The organism is Bartonella saheliensis (assembly GCF_902162175.1).
Genome location: NZ_LR607198.1, coordinates 22,861 through 43,209 on the forward strand (window position 1 = coordinate 22,861; position 20,349 = coordinate 43,209).

The 20,349-nt window shown below is 39.3% G+C and carries 18 protein-coding genes and 1 pseudogene; 11 read left to right on the forward strand and 8 right to left on the reverse strand.

Annotated features, from left to right (window positions below):
- Positions 1 to 607 precede the first annotated feature (607 nt).
- A complete protein-coding gene (locus FS875_RS02500) occupies positions 608 to 1,774 on the forward strand; it encodes an MFS transporter (RefSeq protein WP_144752607.1) in 1,167 nt (388 codons plus the stop codon).
- Positions 1,775 to 1,976: 202 nt separating this feature from the next.
- Here FS875_RS02500 and FS875_RS02505 read toward each other — a convergent pair whose 3' ends face one another.
- On the reverse strand, positions 1,977 to 2,879 hold the full coding sequence (locus FS875_RS02505; RefSeq protein ID WP_144752610.1) for a polyprenyl synthetase family protein: 903 nt from the start codon (positions 2,877 to 2,879) through the stop codon (positions 1,977 to 1,979).
- Between the two features lie 441 nt (positions 2,880 to 3,320).
- Between FS875_RS02505 and rpmF the strand changes: the two genes are divergently transcribed.
- On the forward strand, positions 3,321 to 3,500 hold the full coding sequence (gene rpmF / locus FS875_RS02510; RefSeq protein WP_005774555.1) for a 50S ribosomal protein L32: 180 nt from the start codon (positions 3,321 to 3,323) through the stop codon (positions 3,498 to 3,500).
- 1,084 nt (positions 3,501 to 4,584) lie between these two features.
- Here the strand turns inward: rpmF and FS875_RS02515 are convergent.
- From FS875_RS02515 to FS875_RS02525, 3 genes are all read right to left on the reverse strand, one after another.
- On the reverse strand, positions 4,585 to 5,169 hold the full coding sequence (locus tag FS875_RS02515) for a CarD family transcriptional regulator (RefSeq protein WP_144752613.1): 585 nt from the start codon (positions 5,167 to 5,169) through the stop codon (positions 4,585 to 4,587).
- A 303-nt stretch (positions 5,170 to 5,472) separates the two neighbouring features.
- Positions 5,473 to 5,814: a ferredoxin FdxA gene (gene fdxA, locus FS875_RS02520; protein WP_144752616.1), complete on the reverse strand. Its 342-nt coding sequence runs from the start codon at positions 5,812 to 5,814 to the stop codon at positions 5,473 to 5,475.
- Positions 5,815 to 5,835: 21 nt separating this feature from the next.
- Positions 5,836 to 7,416, reverse strand: coding sequence for a hypothetical protein (locus FS875_RS02525; protein ID WP_144752619.1), 1,581 nt, complete (start codon positions 7,414 to 7,416; stop codon positions 5,836 to 5,838).
- Positions 7,417 to 8,017: 601 nt separating this feature from the next.
- On the opposite strand from FS875_RS02525, the gene FS875_RS02530 reads away from it, so the two are divergent.
- Entirely contained in the window at positions 8,018 to 8,929 is a 912-nt protein-coding gene (locus tag FS875_RS02530) for an RNA polymerase factor sigma-32 (RefSeq protein ID WP_005774560.1), read from the forward strand.
- A gap of 369 nt (positions 8,930 to 9,298) precedes the next feature.
- On the opposite strand, the gene FS875_RS02535 is transcribed toward FS875_RS02530, so the two are convergent.
- On the reverse strand, positions 9,299 to 10,849 hold the full coding sequence (locus FS875_RS02535) for a M48 family metalloprotease (RefSeq protein ID WP_144752623.1): 1,551 nt from the start codon (positions 10,847 to 10,849) through the stop codon (positions 9,299 to 9,301).
- 148 nt (positions 10,850 to 10,997) lie between these two features.
- Here FS875_RS02535 and FS875_RS02540 point away from each other — a divergent pair, with 148 nt between their 5' ends.
- From FS875_RS02540 to rimJ, 4 genes are all read left to right on the forward strand, one after another.
- Positions 10,998 to 11,633: a thiamine diphosphokinase gene (locus FS875_RS02540; protein WP_144752626.1), complete on the forward strand. Its 636-nt coding sequence runs from the start codon at positions 10,998 to 11,000 to the stop codon at positions 11,631 to 11,633.
- A gap of 127 nt (positions 11,634 to 11,760) precedes the next feature.
- Positions 11,761 to 12,147, forward strand: a complete 387-nt coding sequence (locus FS875_RS02545; protein WP_144752629.1) for a glycine zipper domain-containing protein — start codon at positions 11,761 to 11,763, stop codon at positions 12,145 to 12,147.
- Positions 12,147 to 14,012: an ABC-F family ATP-binding cassette domain-containing protein gene (locus FS875_RS02550; RefSeq protein ID WP_144752802.1), complete on the forward strand. Its 1,866-nt coding sequence runs from the start codon at positions 12,147 to 12,149 to the stop codon at positions 14,010 to 14,012. The genes FS875_RS02545 and FS875_RS02550 overlap by 1 nt, the downstream gene beginning before the upstream one ends.
- 539 nt (positions 14,013 to 14,551) lie before the next feature.
- Positions 14,552 to 15,130: a ribosomal protein S5-alanine N-acetyltransferase gene (gene rimJ / locus FS875_RS02555; protein ID WP_144752805.1), complete on the forward strand. Its 579-nt coding sequence runs from the start codon at positions 14,552 to 14,554 to the stop codon at positions 15,128 to 15,130.
- 599 nt (positions 15,131 to 15,729) lie between these two features.
- Here rimJ and FS875_RS02560 read toward each other — a convergent pair.
- Positions 15,730 to 15,990, reverse strand: a complete 261-nt coding sequence (locus FS875_RS02560; RefSeq protein ID WP_144752632.1) for a DUF2312 domain-containing protein — start codon at positions 15,988 to 15,990, stop codon at positions 15,730 to 15,732.
- A 263-nt stretch (positions 15,991 to 16,253) separates the two neighbouring features.
- Between FS875_RS02560 and FS875_RS02565 the strand changes: the two genes are divergently transcribed.
- From FS875_RS02565 to FS875_RS02580, 4 genes and pseudogenes are all read left to right on the forward strand, one after another.
- Positions 16,254 to 16,742, forward strand: coding sequence for a DUF1036 domain-containing protein (locus FS875_RS02565; protein ID WP_144752635.1), 489 nt, complete (start codon positions 16,254 to 16,256; stop codon positions 16,740 to 16,742).
- Entirely contained in the window at positions 16,739 to 18,175 is a 1,437-nt protein-coding gene (gene pyk / locus FS875_RS02570) for a pyruvate kinase (RefSeq protein ID WP_144752638.1), read from the forward strand. The genes FS875_RS02565 and pyk overlap by 4 nt, the downstream gene beginning before the upstream one ends.
- A 53-nt stretch (positions 18,176 to 18,228) precedes the next feature.
- A pseudogene (locus tag FS875_RS02575) lies at positions 18,229 to 18,524 on the forward strand (pyruvate kinase alpha/beta domain-containing protein); the annotation flags it as partial.
- A 413-nt stretch (positions 18,525 to 18,937) separates the two neighbouring features.
- A complete protein-coding gene (locus FS875_RS02580; RefSeq protein ID WP_144752642.1) occupies positions 18,938 to 19,153 on the forward strand; it encodes a hypothetical protein in 216 nt (71 codons plus the stop codon).
- A 208-nt stretch (positions 19,154 to 19,361) separates the two neighbouring features.
- Here the strand turns inward: FS875_RS02580 and FS875_RS02585 are convergent, their stop codons facing one another.
- On the reverse strand, positions 19,362 to 19,751 hold the full coding sequence (locus tag FS875_RS02585) for a cell division protein ZapA (protein ID WP_144752645.1): 390 nt from the start codon (positions 19,749 to 19,751) through the stop codon (positions 19,362 to 19,364).
- Between the two features lie 29 nt (positions 19,752 to 19,780).
- Positions 19,781 to 20,056, reverse strand: coding sequence for a DUF4164 domain-containing protein (locus FS875_RS02590; protein WP_005774573.1), 276 nt, complete (start codon positions 20,054 to 20,056; stop codon positions 19,781 to 19,783).
- Positions 20,057 to 20,349: the final 293 nt, after the last annotated feature.

A 20,349-nucleotide genomic window follows, 5' to 3' on the forward strand; every position in this document is an offset into this window, starting at 1 on the left:
TTTTAAGATTTGAGATGGTACCATAAGAGACATTTGAGTTGTGACTTGTAATGTTTTTACTCACATGTCTCCCTCGCTTGTGAGGGCAGGTAAGTGATTTGAATTGATGCACTATGAGTGGGTGAAAGGATTTTACAATATTCAGGATGCTCATTCGACATGCAAAACAATGAATGATGATTATAAATCAATGTATTGTTGTAATAGGTTGCTTTGTAGGGTGAAAGCTATTACACTGCTGATGATCTTAAGGAAAACCAGCTTTTATGCATGGTATTAGAAGCCTATGACTGATATCGATGCGTTTGAGTTTGTTAAGATTATTCAGCAAAACGATATGAAGATTTTAATTAGATCCTTAAATGTGGATGATGGCTCGTTGGCGGTTCTTGCGTTCGTGGAATAATAGACTTTGACAAAAGTCAAATTATAGAAAAAACGTGTTTCATTCTTTCCTTTGGTCTTTTGGGCATTTTTCTGGATATAAAATTGATAAAACTGAAGATTTTTATAGCGGATATTGCCCTATTCGTCGTAAAAGATCAGCTTTTATTTTTCTATAAAATGATGTATATGGATGCCTTTTTGGGCGCTATTGGGGGAATGAATGGCCAATATATTAGCCTTTGGCTTTTTATTTAACGGTATAAGAATTTTAACAGGCGCCTTTATTGTCTTTTATATGCTTGAAAAAGGCTTAACACTTATTGATATCGGGATCATTAAGTCATTTCAGGCTTTTATTATGATGGTGACCGATATTCCTCTGGGGTATTTTGCCGATCGAAAAAGTTATAAAATATCAATCGTTTTAGCGGCGGCTTTTGCTGCTATATGGCTCTTTCTTATGGGCGTTTCTACAAGCTTTTACGGTTTTCTTGTGGCTGAATCTTTTAATGCAGTGTCGCTGACATTGATTGCGGGGGCTTATAATGCTTTACTTGTTCAGTATGCAAAAGCAAAAGTGACATCGACTAAAAAAGTGCTGGGATTAAGTTCTCAATATAATTACATTGGCATGTTTATCTTTAGTTTGATTGGTGCTTATTTTGCTGATTATTCGAGCCAATATATATGGTATATCGCGGCATTTTTAATGTTGATGACAACATTCTTTGGTTTGTTTTTTCTTGATGACCTCAAAGGAGAGAAAAGACCAAATAAAGTGAGCTTTCTTCAGGCAAATTTTCTTGCTTGTGAAGCTAAAGAGATGGTCTCTATTTTTGTTCAAGTTCCTTATATCTCTTTATGCTTTTATTTTTCATTGATTTTTTTCAATATCTTTTCGCAATATTGGCAGTGGATCTTTAAAGATCATCATATTCATGTCACTTATTTTGAACTTGGGGTGACATTTTCACTGATATTACTCTCTCAGCTCTTGGCGAGTTTTCTCTTTACAAAACTAAGCGAGAAGATAAATTTTGCTTTATTGTTGTTTCTTTCTGTTTCACTAATTTTTACAGTGGCTTTCTTTGAACCAAGAAAAGAAATTGCTGTCATTTTAGTCTGTATGATTTTTTATCTCATTAAGTATAGCTATCTGCGTGTGGAAGTTATTCTACATGATTGTATGAGTGATCATTTCAGGGCGACATACGAGTCTTTTTTGTCAACCGTTGGAAGACTGAGTCTCTTGGTGTTTTTTTATATGAGTGCCTCTATGGTCAATAGGTTTGGCTTTTTCTCACTCGTTTATATTTTTGCTCTTTATTTATTGATTTACTTGTTGGCTGTATTTTTTTTAGAAGGAACGCGCAAAAAAGTTCAATGAGATTATTATTACATGTGTGTTTTATAAATTCATGTGCTTGTTTTAATGGACCTTTTCAAGGTTTGTTATATCTATTGAATGATGGGAGCAATAATATCATGGAGATCAATGGTAAGATTTTTAAAAAAATCTCTTGGATATTTAACAAAGAGGATGGTGTAGGCTCTGTACAATAGAGCGGAATATAATAGGGCGGATGACGTTAATTTTTGCGTGTTGCACTAAAGCGCGCTGCTTGTTGGAGAGGGAGTGCTTTGATACCAAAAGGGTGTAAGAGAGCTTCTGCTTTTGTGATGAGGGCATCTCGCTTTTTTTGGGTTTCTTCAATGCCATAAAGGCGAACAAAAGTTGCCTTTTGTGCTGTTTCATCTTTCCCAGCGGTTTTTCCTAAAGTCTGTGTGTTGGCCGTAACATCAAGAAGATCATCGGTTAATTGAAAGGCTAAACCAAGATAGGTCCCAAAAGACGCCAACTTTGTCGATAATTCTTCTGGTGCATTGCCAATGATGGCGCCTGCTTGGCAAGCAAAGCTTATCAGAGAAGCTGTCTTCATGCGTTGTAGGGTGATGATGTCAGTACTTTCTTGTGGTCTTTTTTCAGCTTCAAGATCTAGCATTTGCCCTCCTAGCATACCACCAAGTCCAGCTGATTGTGCAAGGGCTGTGATCAATTTTATTCTTATCTCTGTAGACAGTGCATTGGCTTTATGGGCAATAATTTCAAAGGCAAATGTCAAGAGAGCATTGCCTGCTAGAATTGCTGTTGCTTCATCAAATTCTATGTGGACAGTGGGTTTTCCGCGTCGGAGGGTATCATTATCCATGGCTGGAAGATCATCGTGAATGAGCGAATAACAGTGAACACATTCTAAGGCACATGCAATATCAAGCGAATGCTCTACAGGGATATCAAAAAGTGCAGCACTTTGAATCACAAGAAAAGGACGCAAGCGTTTTCCACCGTTTAGCACCCCATAGCGCATGGCTTTGATGAGGTTTTCAGGGCGTGAAATTTCACCAGTTTGGATGTGATCACTGAGCAGTGTGCTCAGTCGATTTTCAACGCTTTGACCATGTTTTGCAAGAAGGGTGGTAAATTCGTGCATTCTTGCTTCCTTTGTTTTTATGAAAATAAAATGATGACGTTCAAAAAGAGAGGCTATTGCTTTTTTTGTTTTCATCAATGGGCGTAGGTTTTTATTAAAAATCAATTTCTCTTTATCATGCGTATTTTTACTGTATGCGCAAATCCCTTTTAAGGCCAAATAAGATAATGCCAAATAAAAAATTAAATGTTAGCTTTATGAAAATACTTTCATGGGTGTATAAAACGCATAAATTTTGTGGTGTTTTTGCTCTTCATTTGGTCATTGTAATATCATTTTTGATAAAAGGAAGGTTATTTTTGCTAAGAGGAAGATCATTTTGACATTGCCTCTTCTTTTTTATCAGTATATAATGCCTTCAAATTTTATGGTGTTTTTAAATGAAGCATTGTCATTTTTGACATTGCTTTTTCTGTTTTAATGGATTTGGAGTGTCTTTTTATGGCTGTACCTAAACGAAAAACCTCTCCAGCGAAGAGGGGCATGCGCCGTTCGGCTGATGCTCTGAAGGCGCCGACTTATATCGAGGATAAAAATTCTGGTGAGTTGCGTCGCCCTCATCATATTGATCTAAAAACGGGAATGTATCGTGGACGTTCCGTTTTAGTGGTTAAGGATTGAATATTTTATCTCTCTTCTATGCTTAGGTTCCCTTTGATTTCTTGGTGAATGCGCGTTCTCGGGCGTGCATTTTCTGCTTTGAGATGGCTGTTGGGGTGAGCTTGTGCCGTCCTCATGCTATTAATTTGAAAAGAGGCTATTAATTTAAAAAAACGGGAATGTATCGTGGACATTCCATTTTAGGGTTTAAGACTTTAGTCTTTTATCTCTCTTCTATGCTTAGGTTTCCTTTGATTTTTGGGTGAATGCACGCTCTCAAGCGTGCATTTTTTGCTTCCTGGAGAGGGGTAGATTTTTCTGCGAGAGATGATTCTATTGTGGGAGGTGATTTTCTTGCTCTTTGATGAGATCACAACCATCATGTAAAATAAAACATCCCAAAAGAGATATCCTTGTATTGCAATATTTACGTATTTTTTTAAGAATCTCTTGCAACGTGCTTTTCAGCCCATTTTTCGACAATGCTTCGTGAAGGGTATAACAAGCCCCATGAAAAAATATAAAACTTATTTACCTTAAGGCTTCATAAAAGCGCAAGCTAGTACTGTCATACACTTTGTGAGCTCGTGGGGGCGCAAATAAAATAGCTTTTGACTCTTGAAACGGTTCATAAGAGACATGCCTTTTTTGTAAAATTTTTACTCACATGATCTCTCCTTTGTAACGGGTAAGCGAGTATTTTTAATTGATTCAATATAGAATAGTGGAATAGGTTGGAAATAAGAGAATCTTACGATATTTAAGGAGCATTCGATATAAGAAAAAATGATAAATTATCTTTATAAGTCAATATGTTGAATTGTATGGGATGTATGAAGGAGTCATTTGAATGGTTTAATGGGAGAGAATCTTTCTATATTCAGACTGATGATTGAATATAAAAATGATATTTTATGATGATTAGTTAATAAGCGCGCTATGAAGTAAAACGTATGAAGCGGTGGCGACTGCGATTTGTCAAAAAGTTAGAGCGTTGATTGGTGCTTTAAGAAACTTTATCCTTGAGAATACAGAGGATGATAAAAAAATAAAACCAGCAAAAAGCTGGTTTTATTAAAATATCTTGTTGTTATGGAAGGGTGTATTACGCCGCGTAGACAGCTTTACTGCTTTCAGTGGTTTCTTCTCTTTCAGTTTTAAATTCACGTTTTGGCTTATTGGAAAGGTGCATCTCGATGAGATTAATCGCCTCTGTTTCAGAAAGGCTATTAATAACTGCAATTTCGCGGGCCATTCTTTCAAGAGCAGCGGTATAAAGTTGACGCTCAGAATAGGATTGTTCAGGCTGTAGGTTAGAGCGAAAAAGATCACGGACTACTTCAGCGATACAAATAAGATCTCCTGAGTTGATTTTAGCATCATATTCTTGAGCACGACGGGACCACATGGTTCGTTTAACGCGTGCCTTTCCGCGTAAAACTTTTAATGCGCGTTCGACGGAATCTCCAGCAGATAATTTACGCATTCCAACGGAAAGGGCTTTTGCAATAGGGACTTTGACATCCATTTTATCTTTTGCAAAATGAATGACAAAAAGTTTTAATTTATGTCCAGCAACTTCTTGATCTTCAATCGCTATAATTTGTCCTACGCCATGTGTGGGGTAGACGATATATTCAGAGGTTGCAAATTCTTTAGTCTTTGAGGACGTTCCATGTTGGGATGCCATAATCTTAGTTTACTCCCTTATGATCAACAAATGCATCGGAAAACAGGTTATAAACCTGAGGGTTGAGTTTTCTTTAACCAAGTATATTGTACCAATTAAGTGAGCATAAAAGCTGAGTACTTTTAAATCCAAAAAAAATACATTGCTTTACTAAAAAAGCAAAGAAAAATACTTAGAAAGATGATCATGTTAGAATAACACTAACATCAAACTTCAAAAGAATCAATCATTTCGCTTGAGGATTTTTTATTTTTACAAGAGAAGTCCTTTAATTGTTGAAGGAGAGCGCTATACATTGTAGCATTACTCTTCTCCAGTTCCTGGGTTTTCTGAAAAATACTTTTCTAATTTGTTTGGAACGCCATCCATTTCTTTTGCTTGAGGAAGAGGCTCCTTTTTTGTAGTTAAATTGGGCCATTTGTTTGCATAATGAAGATTAAGTTCTAACCACTTTTCGAGTCCTGGTTCTGTATCCGGTATAATGGCTTCTGCTGGGCATTCGGGCACACAAACACCACAATCGATGCATTCATCAGGATGAATGACCAACATATTTTCACCTTCATAAAAACAATCAACAGGACAAACTTCAACGCAATCCGTATATTTGCAGTGAATGCAGTTGTCGGTTACGACGTGGGTCAAGATCAAACTCCATTTGTTACTTTAATGCTCTTTAGAGGACAGTGTGTGTGTGTCTTTATGGTTGGTGAGTTGATCGCGTAGCACAGCTAATTTTGCAAAAGGTGAATCAGGGTTAAGACGCTTTTCTTTTTGAAAAGGCTTATAATTTCCACGCTTGTCTTGGGGTTTATGGAACTTATGAGAACGTTTTGTTGGTGAAGGGGCCTCTTGAGGGGAATTTTCATTCGCATTGTCCCCTGTTTTCATAGAACTCTTCAGTTTATTTTTCCACTTATGTCCAGATTTATCTCGTTTTTTTTGTGTGTGATGGTGAAATTGATGCCTATAATGCCATAATAAAATAACTTTATCTTCTGCTTTAGAGAAGGGGGGCTTGGCAAAGTTTCCAACAGGTTCAGCGGCTGGTAAATGATTGGTTTTATGGGGGTGTTTTTCAATATGAGAAGATAAAGTCTTCAGAGGTGAAGCATTTTTTTCTTCTTGTGTTGTTTGTGAAGTTCTGATTGTTTGCCATAGACTACCAACGCATTCTGCGGGTTGAACCTCTTGTGTTGTCACAGTCACAGGAAAAGAGCATTGCCGTGCAAGAAGATTTTGTTCAAAAACAGTATTGCTGATGCTGTATGATTGGTAGCCAAGTCCTTTGAGGATTTCTTCCATATCGTTTCCATTGGCTCCAAGAATGGACATCATGGCTGGGGTCACAAAAAAACTTTTACCATCATAGGCACCATCAGGTTTGGAATCACTTCCTTGTTTCCACTGAAGGGCGGGACGGATGAGATTGGCAAGACGTTCTAAAATATCAACCCGTACAGCACGTTGTCCTAAAATCCGGTAACCAGCTAATTGATAAAATTGGCGGTTATAGGTAGGGTCAACAATTAAAGAGGTACGACCAGCAGATAGCGCTGTAAAAATTTCATCCAAACCCGTTTGGTCTTGTCCTGCATTTTGAAGGTTCCACAAAAGAGTAATGGCTTGTACCGGAGTGGGTTTAAGCATTCCGGCAATATAGATATGAAAAGCACCAAAACGCACCCCTAAACGCCGAAGTATAGCACGGGATTCTTGCGCAAGGTTTTTGACAAGGTCTAAAACTTCGCGGCGGGGTAAAACCCCTAAAGCGTTAACCAGTTGTAAAGCAAGATTATTGGTTGAATCTGTTAAATTATCGGCATTGCGCAAATCAAATAGGGGTTTTAAAGCCGTTTCAAAATGAAAGGTTACAAAACGCTCTAATCGTTTTATGACGTTATCGCGGGATTCTCCGATGAGTTGCGTGTCTGCTAAAACAATCAGTTTGGGTTTGAAAAAATCTTCTGTCGCAACAAGTTGCCCCACAGGTTGACCAATCCAGCGCACAATGCCATCAGAACTGAGGGAAAAATCACCATTTGCACAAGCACAAAAACGCGTTGCGCGTTTGGAAAACGCAAGAATCAAATTTTCATTCTCTATTGAGCATTGATGCTCAGCTGTTTGATCGGTATTGTTTTTGTTGGCATAAAAACGAAAACCCTCAAATCTACCCCTTCCATATTTTTCAATGAGAATATCATCCTGAATAATCTCATTCTGTGGAACAATATTGCTATCCATGATCATTTTCTTTCTCAGTGTGATACTGGTAAAAAGCCTTTTGCGACAACTCCATAATGCTGTTCTTTCTTTAACACGTTTGTTGCGCTTGCTTCAATCATTCTTGTCGTTTTTTGATGTTTCTTTTTGCGTCTTTAAAACTTAGAGGCTGCTTTTTTATTCAGTTTTCATTCAGTTGGGATAATTTATATTTGTAGATTACACTTATTAGTTGTAATGTAAAGCTGAAAGCGTAAAAAGCGTAAACAGATTCTCTAAAATTAAAAGGAAATGGAATCGATCATCAAAAAAACAGCATGTATTTTGTCTGAGCATTTTATTTTTTTTGCTGTTTTGTCATGAAAAGTGAAGAGAAAGTTTTTTTTCAAATATTTCATAGACTAACAGGCATATCGGGGGGTATTTTGCAGGTGAAATTATGTCTTATGACAAGAAGTTTTACCATAACACTAAAAAAAACAATTGCGATTATAAATTTACACGCTAAAGTAGAGAGCTCAGAAGTGGACAACTTTTGAGTTCTTTTTAAGAAAGAACTTAAGAAAGAACAATGATGTCGTTACCAAATCAATTTTGATAATTTTAATCGCAAGGGGTTATTATGGGTAATCTTTCAAATGCTGTTTATAAAAGCAGCAAAAATTATAGCGATGCAGACAAAAGCTTAGGACGGAATATGATGCGTTCTGCTATGCAAGCACCTTATCTTGAACGACAAAAAGAGCATGATTTGGCTCTGCGATGGAAAGATAAACGCGATGATGATGCCATGCATCAAATTGCCGCAGCTCATATGCGTTTGGTGATTGCTATTGCAAACCGCTTTAAACGTTTCAAAATGCCCCTAGGGGATTTGGTACAAGAAGGATATGTGGGACTGTTGGAAGCTGCTGCACGTTTTGAACCTGATCGGGAAGTGCGTTTTTCAACTTATGCAACATGGTGGATACGGGCTTCTATCCAAGATTATATTTTGCGAAATTGGTCCATTGTTCGAGGGGGAACCAGTTCTTCGCAAAAAGCACTTTTCTTTAATCTACGGCGTTTGCGCGCAAAACTGGTGCAAGATGATAGTGCTTTATCAAAACAGGATATTTTTCGCACAATTGCTGAAAAGCTGGGTGTTTCGGTACGTGATGTGGAAACAATGGATTTTCGTTTTTCCAGTTCGGATAATTCTTTGAGTGTTTCTGTTTCTGAAAACAGTGATAATCCCATTGCGAAGATGGATGTCTTGGTTGATGAGAGTCCGCTTCCTGATGCTTTAATTGAGCAAGTGATTGATGGTCAACGCCGTACACAGTGGCTTTACGATGCGTTGCAAATTCTCAACGAACGGGAGTTGGAAATTATTCGCTTTCGTCGCTTAAATGAAGAGGGGGCTACTTTAGAAGTTTTGGGTGAAAAATTAGGCATTTCGAAAGAACGCGTGCGCCAAATTGAAGCACGCGCTTTGCAGAAATTGCGTTCTGCTCTCCTTACGGTTCATTCAGAAGATGCTTACGATATATAAGCCGTGAAAGACTTTGTGAGGGGGTAAGTGCGGGGGCGTATGGCATGATGAAGCTCTGGTTGAGGGTTCAGTTTGCTTTATCAAGTCATACGCCTCCTTGTGGGGCGTATTGAGCCGTCTTTATGCGTAGAAGAAGATTGGAGGGTGATGTTTGTTTGAGAAGGTCTGTGCAGAAATTACATTCTGCTTTTCTTGACACGTTCATTTTAGAAGATCTTCGTCCTATATAAGCTACAATAGGCTTTTTAGGGGGTATTGGTGTGTGGAGACGTAGGGTTATCATGAAGCCTGGTTGCATTTGCGAATAGGCTTGGGGGCGTGATTAAAGAGAGACAAAGAATCAAGGTTGTCGCAGATGAAAAAGGAGATTTATTCGGTGACAATTTTTACTTTTGTACCTGCGCGTAATGTTTGAGTTGGTGAGAGGGCATTGAGAATCCGAAAGAGCTTTTCTTTGTTTGGTGTGTGTTGCATTTTATTGGCAAGGTTTGCAATATTTTCTCCTTGTTTAACGCGGATAATACTGATCTTTAAGGGTTGCAATTTTTTTAACTCTAAAGTTGAGAGAGGGTGAAAGCTTTGGACCGTTTTTTGGGCAATTTCTGCAAAATTTTGAGAATTATAGGGCGCTGCCGTTAGAAAACGAAAAATATGATTATTAAACAGAATGACAACGACATCAAATTGCCATTGCTCATGAGTTGCGCGCGCTTGTGCTGCAAGTAAATTTTCTTGATGAGGGAGCCCTTGAATTGTGAGGGGGCGGATAGATGATGGGTCTAGCCCAATAATCCATCCGCTTTTCAAATAATCACTTGCAGACATTTTCGCTGGACGGGGAATGGCATCAAAGCGAATCGCAATTTTATTGGGGCCGCTGGCCCAAACGGTTTGTGCTGAATGTTCTATTGTAAAATTATTGGGAACAGAAAAAGCGATGCGCCATTGCGGATGAATAAATTCGTTGCCACGTACAAATCCTGTGTAAAAGCTTCCTCCAAAAGTCATGCCATCAATGCTTTTGAGAAAAGAATCACGATCTGTATTTCCATTGTTTTGTTGATTGATTTTACGGGCTTTTTCTATCGCAAGTCGAATGCGTTGAGGGGTGGTTGGGTGAGACGCTAGAAAGTCTAAGGAGCCATTTTTAGTGCCAGAAATATTCTGAAAAGCACTATAGGCTTCCATTGTTTGAAGAAAGCGCGGTGAAGCAAAGGGATCATACCCTGCTTGTTGGAGCATTTCGAGGGCAAGGGAATCTGCTTCCAGCTCTTGATTACGGGAAAATTGTGCAAGTTGTTGCTTGTTGTGTATGGGATTGCGATTTTTGCCTATAGAAGAAAAAAGATGTGGAGACATGCGATTTGTCATCTTCTTCAATTGGGCTTCTTTTTGTAGGCGTAAAATACCATGATTGGCTCTGATATGGGCCATTTCATGGGCTAAAATTGCGGCAACTTCTGAAGAATCATTGGCAAGTGCTAGCATACCACGGGTGATGTAGATCGAGCCATTGGGGAGTGCAAATGCATTGACATTTTCTGAGTTTAAAATTGTGACAGAATAGCTTTGAGGAGAATGGTGGGATGCAATGGTTAGTTTACGGATAATTTTTGCTAAAAAGCGTTCAAGTTTTGTATCATGATAGGCGCCACCATACATTTGTAAAATACGGGGGTGTTGCAGTGTGCTTAATGTGACATAGATATTATGATTGTCGGTACGTTTGATTGTTTCAGAAGAACTGGAAGAGAGCCTATCATTTTGAGAAAGAGGCGTATGGCAAGCAGAAAGGAGAAGCATTAAACTGATGAAAGTTGCTTTATACGGGGGAGAGCGAAAAAGAAAACTTCGTTGAAAAATGGAGAGTGTTGGATCGCGGTGCAGGTTAGCTCTGCGGTGTAATGTGGCAAATTTCATGGGTATCTTTGTGTCGTGTGTTTTTTTGAGCGAAGCTTTAGGGATTAAGGATTTGTTTGGCTACATCATGGTTATTGTTTATAAAAATAACTCTCATGGATAAAGGGGGATGAGAGAAAATGGAATTTTGTGAAAGGCAAAATATGGCATGACAACATTTACAATATTGTTAAATGGAGATCTTTTTATCACTGATCGTTTGCTTAATCAAATTCAAAACAGTCAGGTGATTGCTGCGGATGGTGGGATGCGTCATGCGGCAGCACTTAACGTGATGCCTGAGTTATGGTTAGGGGATTTTGATTCATCTGATCAGACTCTGATCAATAAATATAGCCATGTTCCGCGTGAAGTTTTTCCCTCTGATAAAGATATGACAGATAGTGCTTTGGCTTGTGAAAGAGCATTACAAAAGGGGGCTAAAAAGCTGATTTTGTGCGGAGCTTTGGGAGGAGAGCGAAGTGATCATAGCCTTTCTCATATGACGCAAGCGTTGATGATGGCTGAGAAAGGTGTTTCAGTGTTGTTGACAAGCGGTTTGGAAGAAGGTTGGCCGGTTTTGCCAAAACTTGTGTCATATGATTTGCCTGAAGGATGTTTGTTTAGTCTTATTGGTTTTTCTGACTTACAAGGCTTAACGCTTGAAGGAGTAAAATGGCCAATTTGTGATAAAAATGTGTCATTTGGCTCTTCTTTAACACTTTCTAACCGTATTTGTGGAACCTTTTCTTGCCATTTAGGTTCTGGAAAAGCTATATTATTAGCGTCTGTGCCTATTTCGTAAAGCTCTTCCAAATATTTTGAATAAGGCAGGGGGGGGCTTAGTGATTGAGTGCCGACATAAACGATATATAACAATATATTATGTATTGATATATTATGTATTGATCTTGAGAAGGAGAGGTTTTGCTATGTTAAAATCAATTTTAAAAGTGGCCGTCGTTTCTGCGATTGGTTTTAGTTCGGTGGCTTGTACGACAACTGATGAACGTGTTGCTCGTTACGGTGTAGGGGGCGCAGCAATTGGTGCCTTGGCAGGTACTGCTATTGGTGGAAGTACACCTGGAGCAGCGCTTACGGGTGCGGCATTTGGGGCTTTGGCTGGAACAATAACGGGTGAGGCTGCAAATCAAAGAAGACAACAAAGACAAGCCTCACAATTGTGTACATATCGCTCTCGCAGAGGATATGTTTACCAAGCACCTTGTGCGCAAAGAGTCCCAGTACGTCAATTATGTACCTATCGTGATGCAAGAGGGGTGATGCATCAAGCACCTTGTCCGCGCCGCGTTCGTTAATGGCGGTGCCATTGCTGCGGCTTGACCGCATTTTCCTAACCTTTGGGATAACGCCTTTGCTCAACCAAGCCTGTTTATCGGTTGAGCAGGGAGCGCGTATTGCCCTGGTGGGCCGTAATGGTTGTGGAAAATCGACTCTGTTAAAGATTGCTGCAGGAATATTAGAGCCGCATGGTGGCGAAATTTTTCGCCACCCTCGCGTAACACTTCGTTATGTCGCTCAAAATCCAGATTGTTCAGGTTTTGCGGATATTAACGCTTATATGGAAGCAGGATTGGATCAGACATCTGATGTTCAGTGGATCAATATGCTTCGCACAAATTTGGGGTTTTCGGGTGCGGAAAAATTAGAAACGCTTTCGGGGGGTGAAAAGAGGCGTGTTTCATTGTTACGGGCCATTGCAGCAAAACCCGATATTTTGTTCTTAGATGAACCGACCAATCATCTTGATTTACCAACCATTGAATGGTTGGAAGGGGTTTTGTCTTCTTTGCGTTCAGCGATTGTGGTGATTTCTCATGATCGACGATTTTTAGAAAATGTCACGCGTTCAACGGTATGGCTTGATCGTGGGATAACGAAAAGACTGGAAAAGCGTTTTTCAGAATTTGAGAATTGGCGCGATAAAGCTCTGGAAGAAGAAGCATTTGAGCAGCATAAATTGGGGCGTCAAATTGTCCGTGAAGAGCAATGGTTGCGTTATGGCGTGAGCGCACGGCGTAAGCGTAATGTAAGGCGCTTGAACGAATTAAAAAACTTAAGACAGCGTCATCAAACCTATAAGGGGCAGCCTGGAAGTGCACTGTTGAGCGCTGCTAAAAGTCATGATTCTGGTCAATTGGTGCTCGAAGCAAAAAAAATTTCAAAATCCTATGGGGATCGCGTTATCGTGAAAGATTTCTCTTTACGCATTCAGCGGGGGGATCGAATTGGTTTAGTAGGGCCTAATGGCATCGGAAAGACAACGCTCCTTTCCACATTGATTGGGCAAGAAGCCGTGGATAGTGGAATGGTGAGGCATGGCTATAACCTCTCCATGGCATTGCTTGATCAGCAACGTATTCTCAATGAAGAAGAAACTTTGGCACATTATCTCACAGGGGGGCGGGGTGATACTCTTGTGATCAATGGGCAGGAACGGCATGTGGTTTCTTATATGAAAGACTTTTTATTTTTGCCCGAACAAGCGCGCACTCCCCTTAAAGAATTTTCCGGAGGAGAAAGAGCACGTCTCATGCTTGCTCGCCTTCTTTCGCGTCCGGCAAACTTTTTAATTCTTGATGAACCAACCAATGATTTGGATATGGAAACTTTGGATTTGTTGCAAGAATTTATTGCTGATTTTGCGGGAACTGTGTTGTTGGTAAGCCATGACAGAGATTTTTTAGATCGTACTGTAACACATATGTTGGCACCGGAGGGCGATGGTCATTGGGTTTTGTATGCGGGCGGCTATAGTGATATGATGGCGCAAAGTAAGCAGGCTCTCCGTTTACAACGCAAAGAAATAGAATTATCGCATCGTAAAGCATCTACAAAATCTTGCGCAGGAGAGGGTGGAAAACATGCTTCATCAAAAAATCCTAGCTTGAATAGCGCGGGAGAGAGAAAAACACGAAGAAAATTGTCCTATAAACAGGTTTATGCGTTGGAAAAATTGCCTGAAGAAATCGCTGTTTTGCAAAATGAAATAAAAAAAATTGAACAAGAGCTCTCTGACCCAACTCTTTATGGCAGTGATAAAGAACGTTTTGAGCGTTTATCAACAGCGTTGGAAAAAAAGAAAATGACTTGCACACAAAAGCAGGAAGAATGGCTAGAACTTGAAATTTTACGCGAAGAAATAGAAGCCTATTCACATTAAATCTCAGCATTTTAAGAGATGCCTATCGTCTCATCGCTTTCTGTAGAAGCGCTTGGATAGAATGACTAGAGTACCTTATGAGTTCATAAAGAGCAGATTGTAGAAATATACTTTTGACTGCAGTTCAAAGTCATCGTGCTGGTTAATGGGATTTTGAAGCAAGCTTTATTGTTTATGTTTGGCTTTTTTGCACAATTCTTGATAAAGAGATTTTGATAAAGAAAAAATTATTTGTGCTGTGCGTTTTTCAAAATATTCTCAAGTATGGCAGCATTCTCATGCACTTCGTCAGTTCCGTTGCTATAATCCGTGGCGCTTGAGCGCATTGATAAAAAGTATTCTCTCATCTTTATCTTATATCTTCAACACACCAATCCCGCTTATGAGGAACAAGAAAATGAGCCCCTCATTGATTCTCATGTGAGAAGCGTTGTGATGCGAAGAGTTTACTGCGTTTGACGGTACGGTTTAAGTTTTAAAATGATGATATGTCACGACAAATCAACGGGTTATAGTAAAATTTCTAGGAGGATAAAATGATGGCAATTAAAACAAAGCGAACAATTTCCACATTGATTGGTGTAGAAGATGCCGCTGAACTGTCTGCTTATTACTTGCGTAATGCGAATCATCTGCGCCCTTTTGAACCGTTGAGATCTGACGATTACTACACTCTAACAGCTTGGGAAGCACGTGCTAAAGCATTTGCTGATGAAAGCGCACAAGGGCAAGCCTATCGATATGCTCTACGACTAAAAAATGAAAACACAATTATTGGTGTTGTAAACTTCACAAATGTGGTTCGTGGTGTTTTTCAAGCCTGCCATCTTGGTTTTTCTCTTGATGAGAAACAACAAGGCAAAGGTCTTATGTTTGAGAGTTTATCGGTTCTCATACACCATATTTTTCAAGTCTACCACCTGCATAGAGTGATGGCAAATTATAGACCTGAGAACATAAAAAGCGAACTTTTATTAAAGCGCCTTCATTTTGAAAAAGAAGGCTATGCCAGAGATTATTTGATGATTTCTGGAAAATGGAGAGATCATATTTTAACCTCTCGAATCAATGACTTTTATGCGCCCGCCAATAGATTTACTTTATGCGCCCGCCAATAGATTTAAATAAAAAATTTTAATAAAGCTAGGGGCTTTTTACCAGATGTTTAAATATGCCGAATTCTTCACGATCTTAACAAGATGAAGATCCTTAAATCTCTCTTCTGTATAAGAGTTTAGGACCTTTGTTTAGCGAATTTCTGCTGCTGACCCCTTTGAGATGTTTTTTATCCTCGATAATGAATTGATTGATCATCATTATTCATTAATAGCGCAAGATTTTCTCTATTTTACATCTGTTTTTAGGTTGAAGGATTCAAAAACGCTTTTCTAGTATGCACAAGTGGGATGGGATTGGCTTACAAGGGAGTCCCATATGGATAAAGCGCCCCTGTGGATAAAATGTCCCTATAGATAAAAATTATTTAAGAATAAGACGTAAAAATGCGCTTTTTATGAATCCTTTCACCTTGCATGAGTCTTTTCAAATGTGAGGGCTGTTGCAATGCTATACATCCTGTGAAGTTGTTTTGTCACAGGTTACATAAATTTTGTGTTATTTTGCACAAGCTGCTCATGGTTAGCAGAATTTTTGTACATTTACGCGTTTTTTTCATTTGCCATTTTCTTTAAGAAAATTTCCAATGTTATCAATATTGTTAACTCATCCCAAGTGCATTTTTATAAAGTTCAATGATGGCTTCTTCTTCCATTCGTTCGTGCTCTTCTTTTTTACGCAACCGTATAATGCTTCGAACAGCTTTGCTATCAAAACCAGAGCCTTTAAGTTCTGTGTAGACGTCTTTAATATCATCGGAAATGGTTTTTTTTTCTTCTTCTAGTCGTTCAATTCGTTCGATAAAAGAGCGTAATTGGTTGACGGATATAGCGTGTGTTTGATCGTTTATTGTATCATTCATTGTATTTTTCTCCAGGTTATATGTCTTAGGTTATTTTTTCGATGACCAATTTATGTTGGAAAAGCTTGAAAAATAAAAAATCAATCAAGCACCACAGTTTTTTTTACAAATTGACTTTAAATATTTTGTAAAATTTTTAAGATATATGCATTGATAAAAGGGCTATAAAAAGAAAAATATAAAAATATATGTTTTAGATTTAAAAGGCCTTTGAAAAAAGATGTATAATATGTTTTGAGAATTGACATTATAGAGGAAGTTTTGTGATTTTGAAAAAACAATATTGGGCATTTCAGAAAAGATTAAAGGTTTTTCTTTTGAGTATTTTGCTTTTGTTTTCCCTTGTTGTTTGTGCAAAAGCTGACTTTAGAGTGTGTAATACAACTCAACAGTCTGTAGGGGTTGCCCTTGGATATCGTACCTTTTCAGGGTGGGTAAGCGAAGGTTGGTGGGTGGTTCCCGTGACAGAGTGTAAAACTTTAATCGAAGGACCTCTTGCCTCGCGGTTTTATTATTTTTATGCGGAAGGGGCACAAAAAAAAGGAAACTGGGCAGGCTCTATCACCATGTGTGTGCAAGATAGTCAATTTACCATTCAAGGGGTTCATGATTGTTTTCCACGTGGATATCAAAAGGCTGAGTTTAAGGAAATCGATACCGGTAATCAAACCAGTTGGATGGTACAGTTGACGGATGATTCTTTATTCAATAATTCAGTTGTCCCTTCTTTTTCAGGGAATTCTCCACCGTGAAACGGGCTCGTAAAGTAAAAATTATTGCAACTCTTGGTCCTTCTTCTTTTTCTGGTGTAATGATTGAGAAGCTTTTTAGGGCAGGAGCAGATGTTTTTCGCCTTAATATGAGTCATACGGATCGTGACACACTGGGCAATTTGGTTAAGTCAATACGGGAGGTTGAGAAAACGGTTCAGCGCCCCATTGGTATTTTAGTAGATCTTCAGGGACCAAAACTGCGTATTGGTTGTTTTGACAAAGGTCAAGAAGATTTGCGTGTCGGGCAAAGCTTTACATTAGATCATCGTGATGTGGCTGGCGATGCACAGCGTGTTTTTTTCCCTCATGAGGATGTCTTTCCAGCGATTAAACCAGGGGATCGCTTGTTAATTGATGATGGAAAGTTGGAACTGCGCGCTGAAGTGTGTGATGATCATTTTGTTCAGTGTCGTGTGGTTGCTGGAACCCGTATTTCTGATCGAAAAGGTGTGAGTTTTCCAGATACAATTTTGCCTTTTGATTCGATGACTTCAAAAGATAAGGCTGATCTTCAGGCTCTGTTACAGCTGCCTGTTGATTGGGTTGCCCTTTCTTTTATTCAGCGTCCAGAAGATATTATAGCGGTGCGCCGGTTAACAAAAAACAAGGTGTCTTTGATGGCTAAAATCGAAAAGCCTCAAGCCTTGGAGCATATAGAGAAGATTATTGAAGTTTCTGATGGTATTATGATTGCACGTGGAGATCTCGGGGTGGAAATGCCTTTGGAAAGGGTTCCTGCGCTTCAGATGGAGTTGATCAAAGCTTGCCGTTTAGCGGGAAAACCGGTGGTGGTGGCAACACAAATGCTCGAGTCAATGATCTTATCTCCTGTGCCAACGCGTGCAGAAGTATCCGATGTTGCTACAGCGGTTTATGCTGGAACAGATGCGGTGATGTTGTCGGCTGAATCTGCTTCTGGTCGTTATCCAGAAGAAGCGGTGCTTATGATGGATAAAATCGCCCGGCAAATTGAACAAGATCATACTTATGCAGCTCAGGTTGGAGCACAACATCCAACACCAGAATCAACGGGGACGGATGCGATTTCTCTTGCAGCGCGTCAGATTGCTGAAACACTTTCACTCGCCGCTATTGTTGCCTATACGGCTTCGGGAACAACGGGATTGCGCGCTTCTCGTGAGCGTCCTAATAGACCGATTATTGCTTTATCACCCATTGTGGAAACAGCACGACGTTTGGCACTTGTTTGGGGGCTTCATTGTGTGGTGAGTGAGGATGCAAAGAATTTAGAGGATATGGTTGATCGTGCAGCCGCCATTGCCTTTCAGGAAGGTTTTTGCCAAGGAGGAGATCGTTTCCTTGTGACAGCCGGTGTTCCCCTTGGAACACCTGGCGCAACAAACCTTTTGCGTATTGCTTCTGTCTCTCCAGATGGAACAAAGGGGATTTGATCCGTTTACGCATGGTGTTTTTTCACGTGCCTTTGAATGGGCTTTAAGAACAAACGAGAGTGCGCGCTTCTCGTGAGCATCCTAATAGATCGATTATTGCTTTGATCGCCCACCATGGAAACAGCACGGCGTTTGGCACTTGTTTGGGGGCTTCATTGTGTGGTGAGTGAGGATGCAAAGAATTTAGAAGATATGGTTGATCGTGCAGCCGCCATTGCCTTTCAGGAAGGTTTTTGCTAAGGAGGAGATCGTTTCCTTGTGATAAGCCGGTGTTCCCCTTGGAACACCTGGCGCAACAAACCTTTTGCGTATTGCTTCTGTCTCTCCAGATGGAACAAAGGGGATTTGATCCGTTTACGCATGGTGTTTTTTCACGCGCCTTTAAACAGCTTTCAGGAACAACGGGGGTGCGCTTCTCGTGAGCATCCTAATAGACCGATTATTGCTTTGATCGCCCACCATAGAAACAGCACGGTCGTATGGGGTTTGGGTATTAAGTTTTGGGGTGGGGTGCGGTGATGTTGTAATTTTATCGTTCGTTTTTAAGATGATTGCCTATGGTGGGAAATTTTTTTCTATCACCTTGTTAGATATGTTTCAGATCGTTTTATTGATGTCTTATAAGCGGAGATTCATTGATCATGAAAATGCATTCTTTTGCTGTTTGAATGAGAGCTTTAAAATTTTTCTCACTTTAAGCTTTTGTGAATGGATGAAACTTTTGCAAATAGAATTGAATAAAATTATGTGTCTCCAAAAATCATGAAGGTTAGACATGAGAATAAAGTGATGGGTGAACGTGTTTTAAAAAATAGGCTGTTTATGCATCGTTTTTATGTAAAAGCAGTTGGCTTTATGCATTGTTGGCTCATTGATATGATTTTTTTACAATTTCGTTGGTTTTGGGGCGTTGGTTTTGGTCGTTTGTTGTGCGAGATATCTCATTGGAAGCGCAGTGGTATAAAGCGGATTCTTTGATCTATGAAGTGTTTGTATGTCAGTGAAATATTTAAGTTTTTTTGATCAGATTTTAAACCAATTCCATGAGGGGCATGCGTAACCAGTCACTGGAATCCTCTTGATAAAAAATCAAGCTATTTATGCGTATGCGTTTTTTAGAGTTTTGTGCCTTTTGAGGCGTGGAAAGTAAATTAAATCGGCTTGCTTATTCTATGATGATGCGTGTTTAAAAGTCTTCCTGTTCCTGTTCTTGTTCTTGAATGTTTTTGTTATTTTGATCATCTTTGAGCAATTGGTTGGTGAGCTTTTCAATGCGGTGTGTGGTGTCACGCATAATTCTTCCCATGGCGCGCTCCTTTTCATTGTGGAGTCGTAAAAGAGCATCGTAGCTTTCTTGTAATTTTTTATTTTCTCGTTTTATTTCTTCCATTTCATCGATAATCATGATGCCCGCCATGACCGATAAACGATGATCGCCAATTTCTCCAAAATTTTTCTTTAAGTGGGTGATATATTGATCCAATTGTGCTGCAAGCGCAATAAGATGACTTTCTTGTCCTTTATTACAAGCCATGCGATAATTTTTACCATCAATGGTAACGGAAACTGTTTCCATACATTCAAACCTTTATTTATCCAAACCTTTTATCTATCAATGACGACACGAATCGTTTCCATTGCTTTAATAAGGCGTTTGGAAACTTCTTTATTAACAGATTCTAAGCGTTCAATTTGGGCTTCAGCTTTGTCAAGCGCTTGGGCAAGATGGCTGCGGTCAGCATTCATTCGTTGAATTTCTTCTTCCCATTCGTTATTTTTATCAATAACGGCGTTGCGGTTTATTATGGTGATCTCTAAAGTTCTAAGTGCTTTTTCTAGGTGCTCTAGAGCATCTTGCAGAACCGTAGTCTCTTGGTTCATTGCTTTTATCCTTTGAGTAATTGTATCCTTTATCAAGGCGTTATGCAAAAACGAATCACTTACATTTTCATGGTGTATTCCTTTTATTTTTAAGTATGTAGGATATTTTAGCAAGCAAAGCAGGGGTGAGATATAAATTAAAGGCTGGATTTTTTGCGCGTATTGTCATAAATGACATGGATATACAGGATGCGTGAGGGGAATGTGTTATTAATGTTATGGAAGTGATGACAAAAAGTCTCACGCTGATGGTGAAAAAAGAGTATTTCTTAAGGGATTTAAAGAGAATTAAG

Excerpts from the sequence above, each read along its gene's own strand:
- rimJ (WP_144752805.1), top strand. The coding sequence starts at position 14,552 with ATGGCAATTAAAACAAAGCGAACAATTTCCACATTGATTGGTGTAGAA.
- FS875_RS02525 (WP_144752619.1), bottom strand. The coding sequence starts at position 7,416 with ATGGATAGCAATATTGTTCCACAGAATGAGATTATTCAGGATGATATT.
- FS875_RS02590 (WP_005774573.1), bottom strand. The coding sequence starts at position 20,056 with ATGAACCAAGAGACTACGGTTCTGCAAGATGCTCTAGAGCACCTAGAA.
- FS875_RS02550 (WP_144752802.1), top strand. The coding sequence starts at position 12,147 with ATGGCGGTGCCATTGCTGCGGCTTGACCGCATTTTCCTAACCTTTGGG.
- FS875_RS02535 (WP_144752623.1), bottom strand. The coding sequence starts at position 10,849 with ATGAAATTTGCCACATTACACCGCAGAGCTAACCTGCACCGCGATCCA.
- FS875_RS02545 (WP_144752629.1), top strand. The coding sequence starts at position 11,761 with ATGTTAAAATCAATTTTAAAAGTGGCCGTCGTTTCTGCGATTGGTTTT.
- FS875_RS02585 (WP_144752645.1), bottom strand. The coding sequence starts at position 19,751 with ATGGAAACAGTTTCCGTTACCATTGATGGTAAAAATTATCGCATGGCT.
- FS875_RS02500 (WP_144752607.1), top strand. The coding sequence starts at position 608 with ATGGCCAATATATTAGCCTTTGGCTTTTTATTTAACGGTATAAGAATT.
- rpmF (WP_005774555.1), top strand. The coding sequence starts at position 3,321 with ATGGCTGTACCTAAACGAAAAACCTCTCCAGCGAAGAGGGGCATGCGC.
- FS875_RS02505 (WP_144752610.1), bottom strand. The coding sequence starts at position 2,879 with ATGCACGAATTTACCACCCTTCTTGCAAAACATGGTCAAAGCGTTGAA.
- FS875_RS02560 (WP_144752632.1), bottom strand. The coding sequence starts at position 15,990 with ATGAATGATACAATAAACGATCAAACACACGCTATATCCGTCAACCAA.
- FS875_RS02530 (WP_005774560.1), top strand. The coding sequence starts at position 8,018 with ATGGGTAATCTTTCAAATGCTGTTTATAAAAGCAGCAAAAATTATAGC.
- FS875_RS02515 (WP_144752613.1), bottom strand. The coding sequence starts at position 5,169 with ATGGCATCCCAACATGGAACGTCCTCAAAGACTAAAGAATTTGCAACC.
- FS875_RS02540 (WP_144752626.1), top strand. The coding sequence starts at position 10,998 with ATGACAACATTTACAATATTGTTAAATGGAGATCTTTTTATCACTGAT.
- FS875_RS02580 (WP_144752642.1), top strand. The coding sequence starts at position 18,938 with ATGAAGGTTAGACATGAGAATAAAGTGATGGGTGAACGTGTTTTAAAA.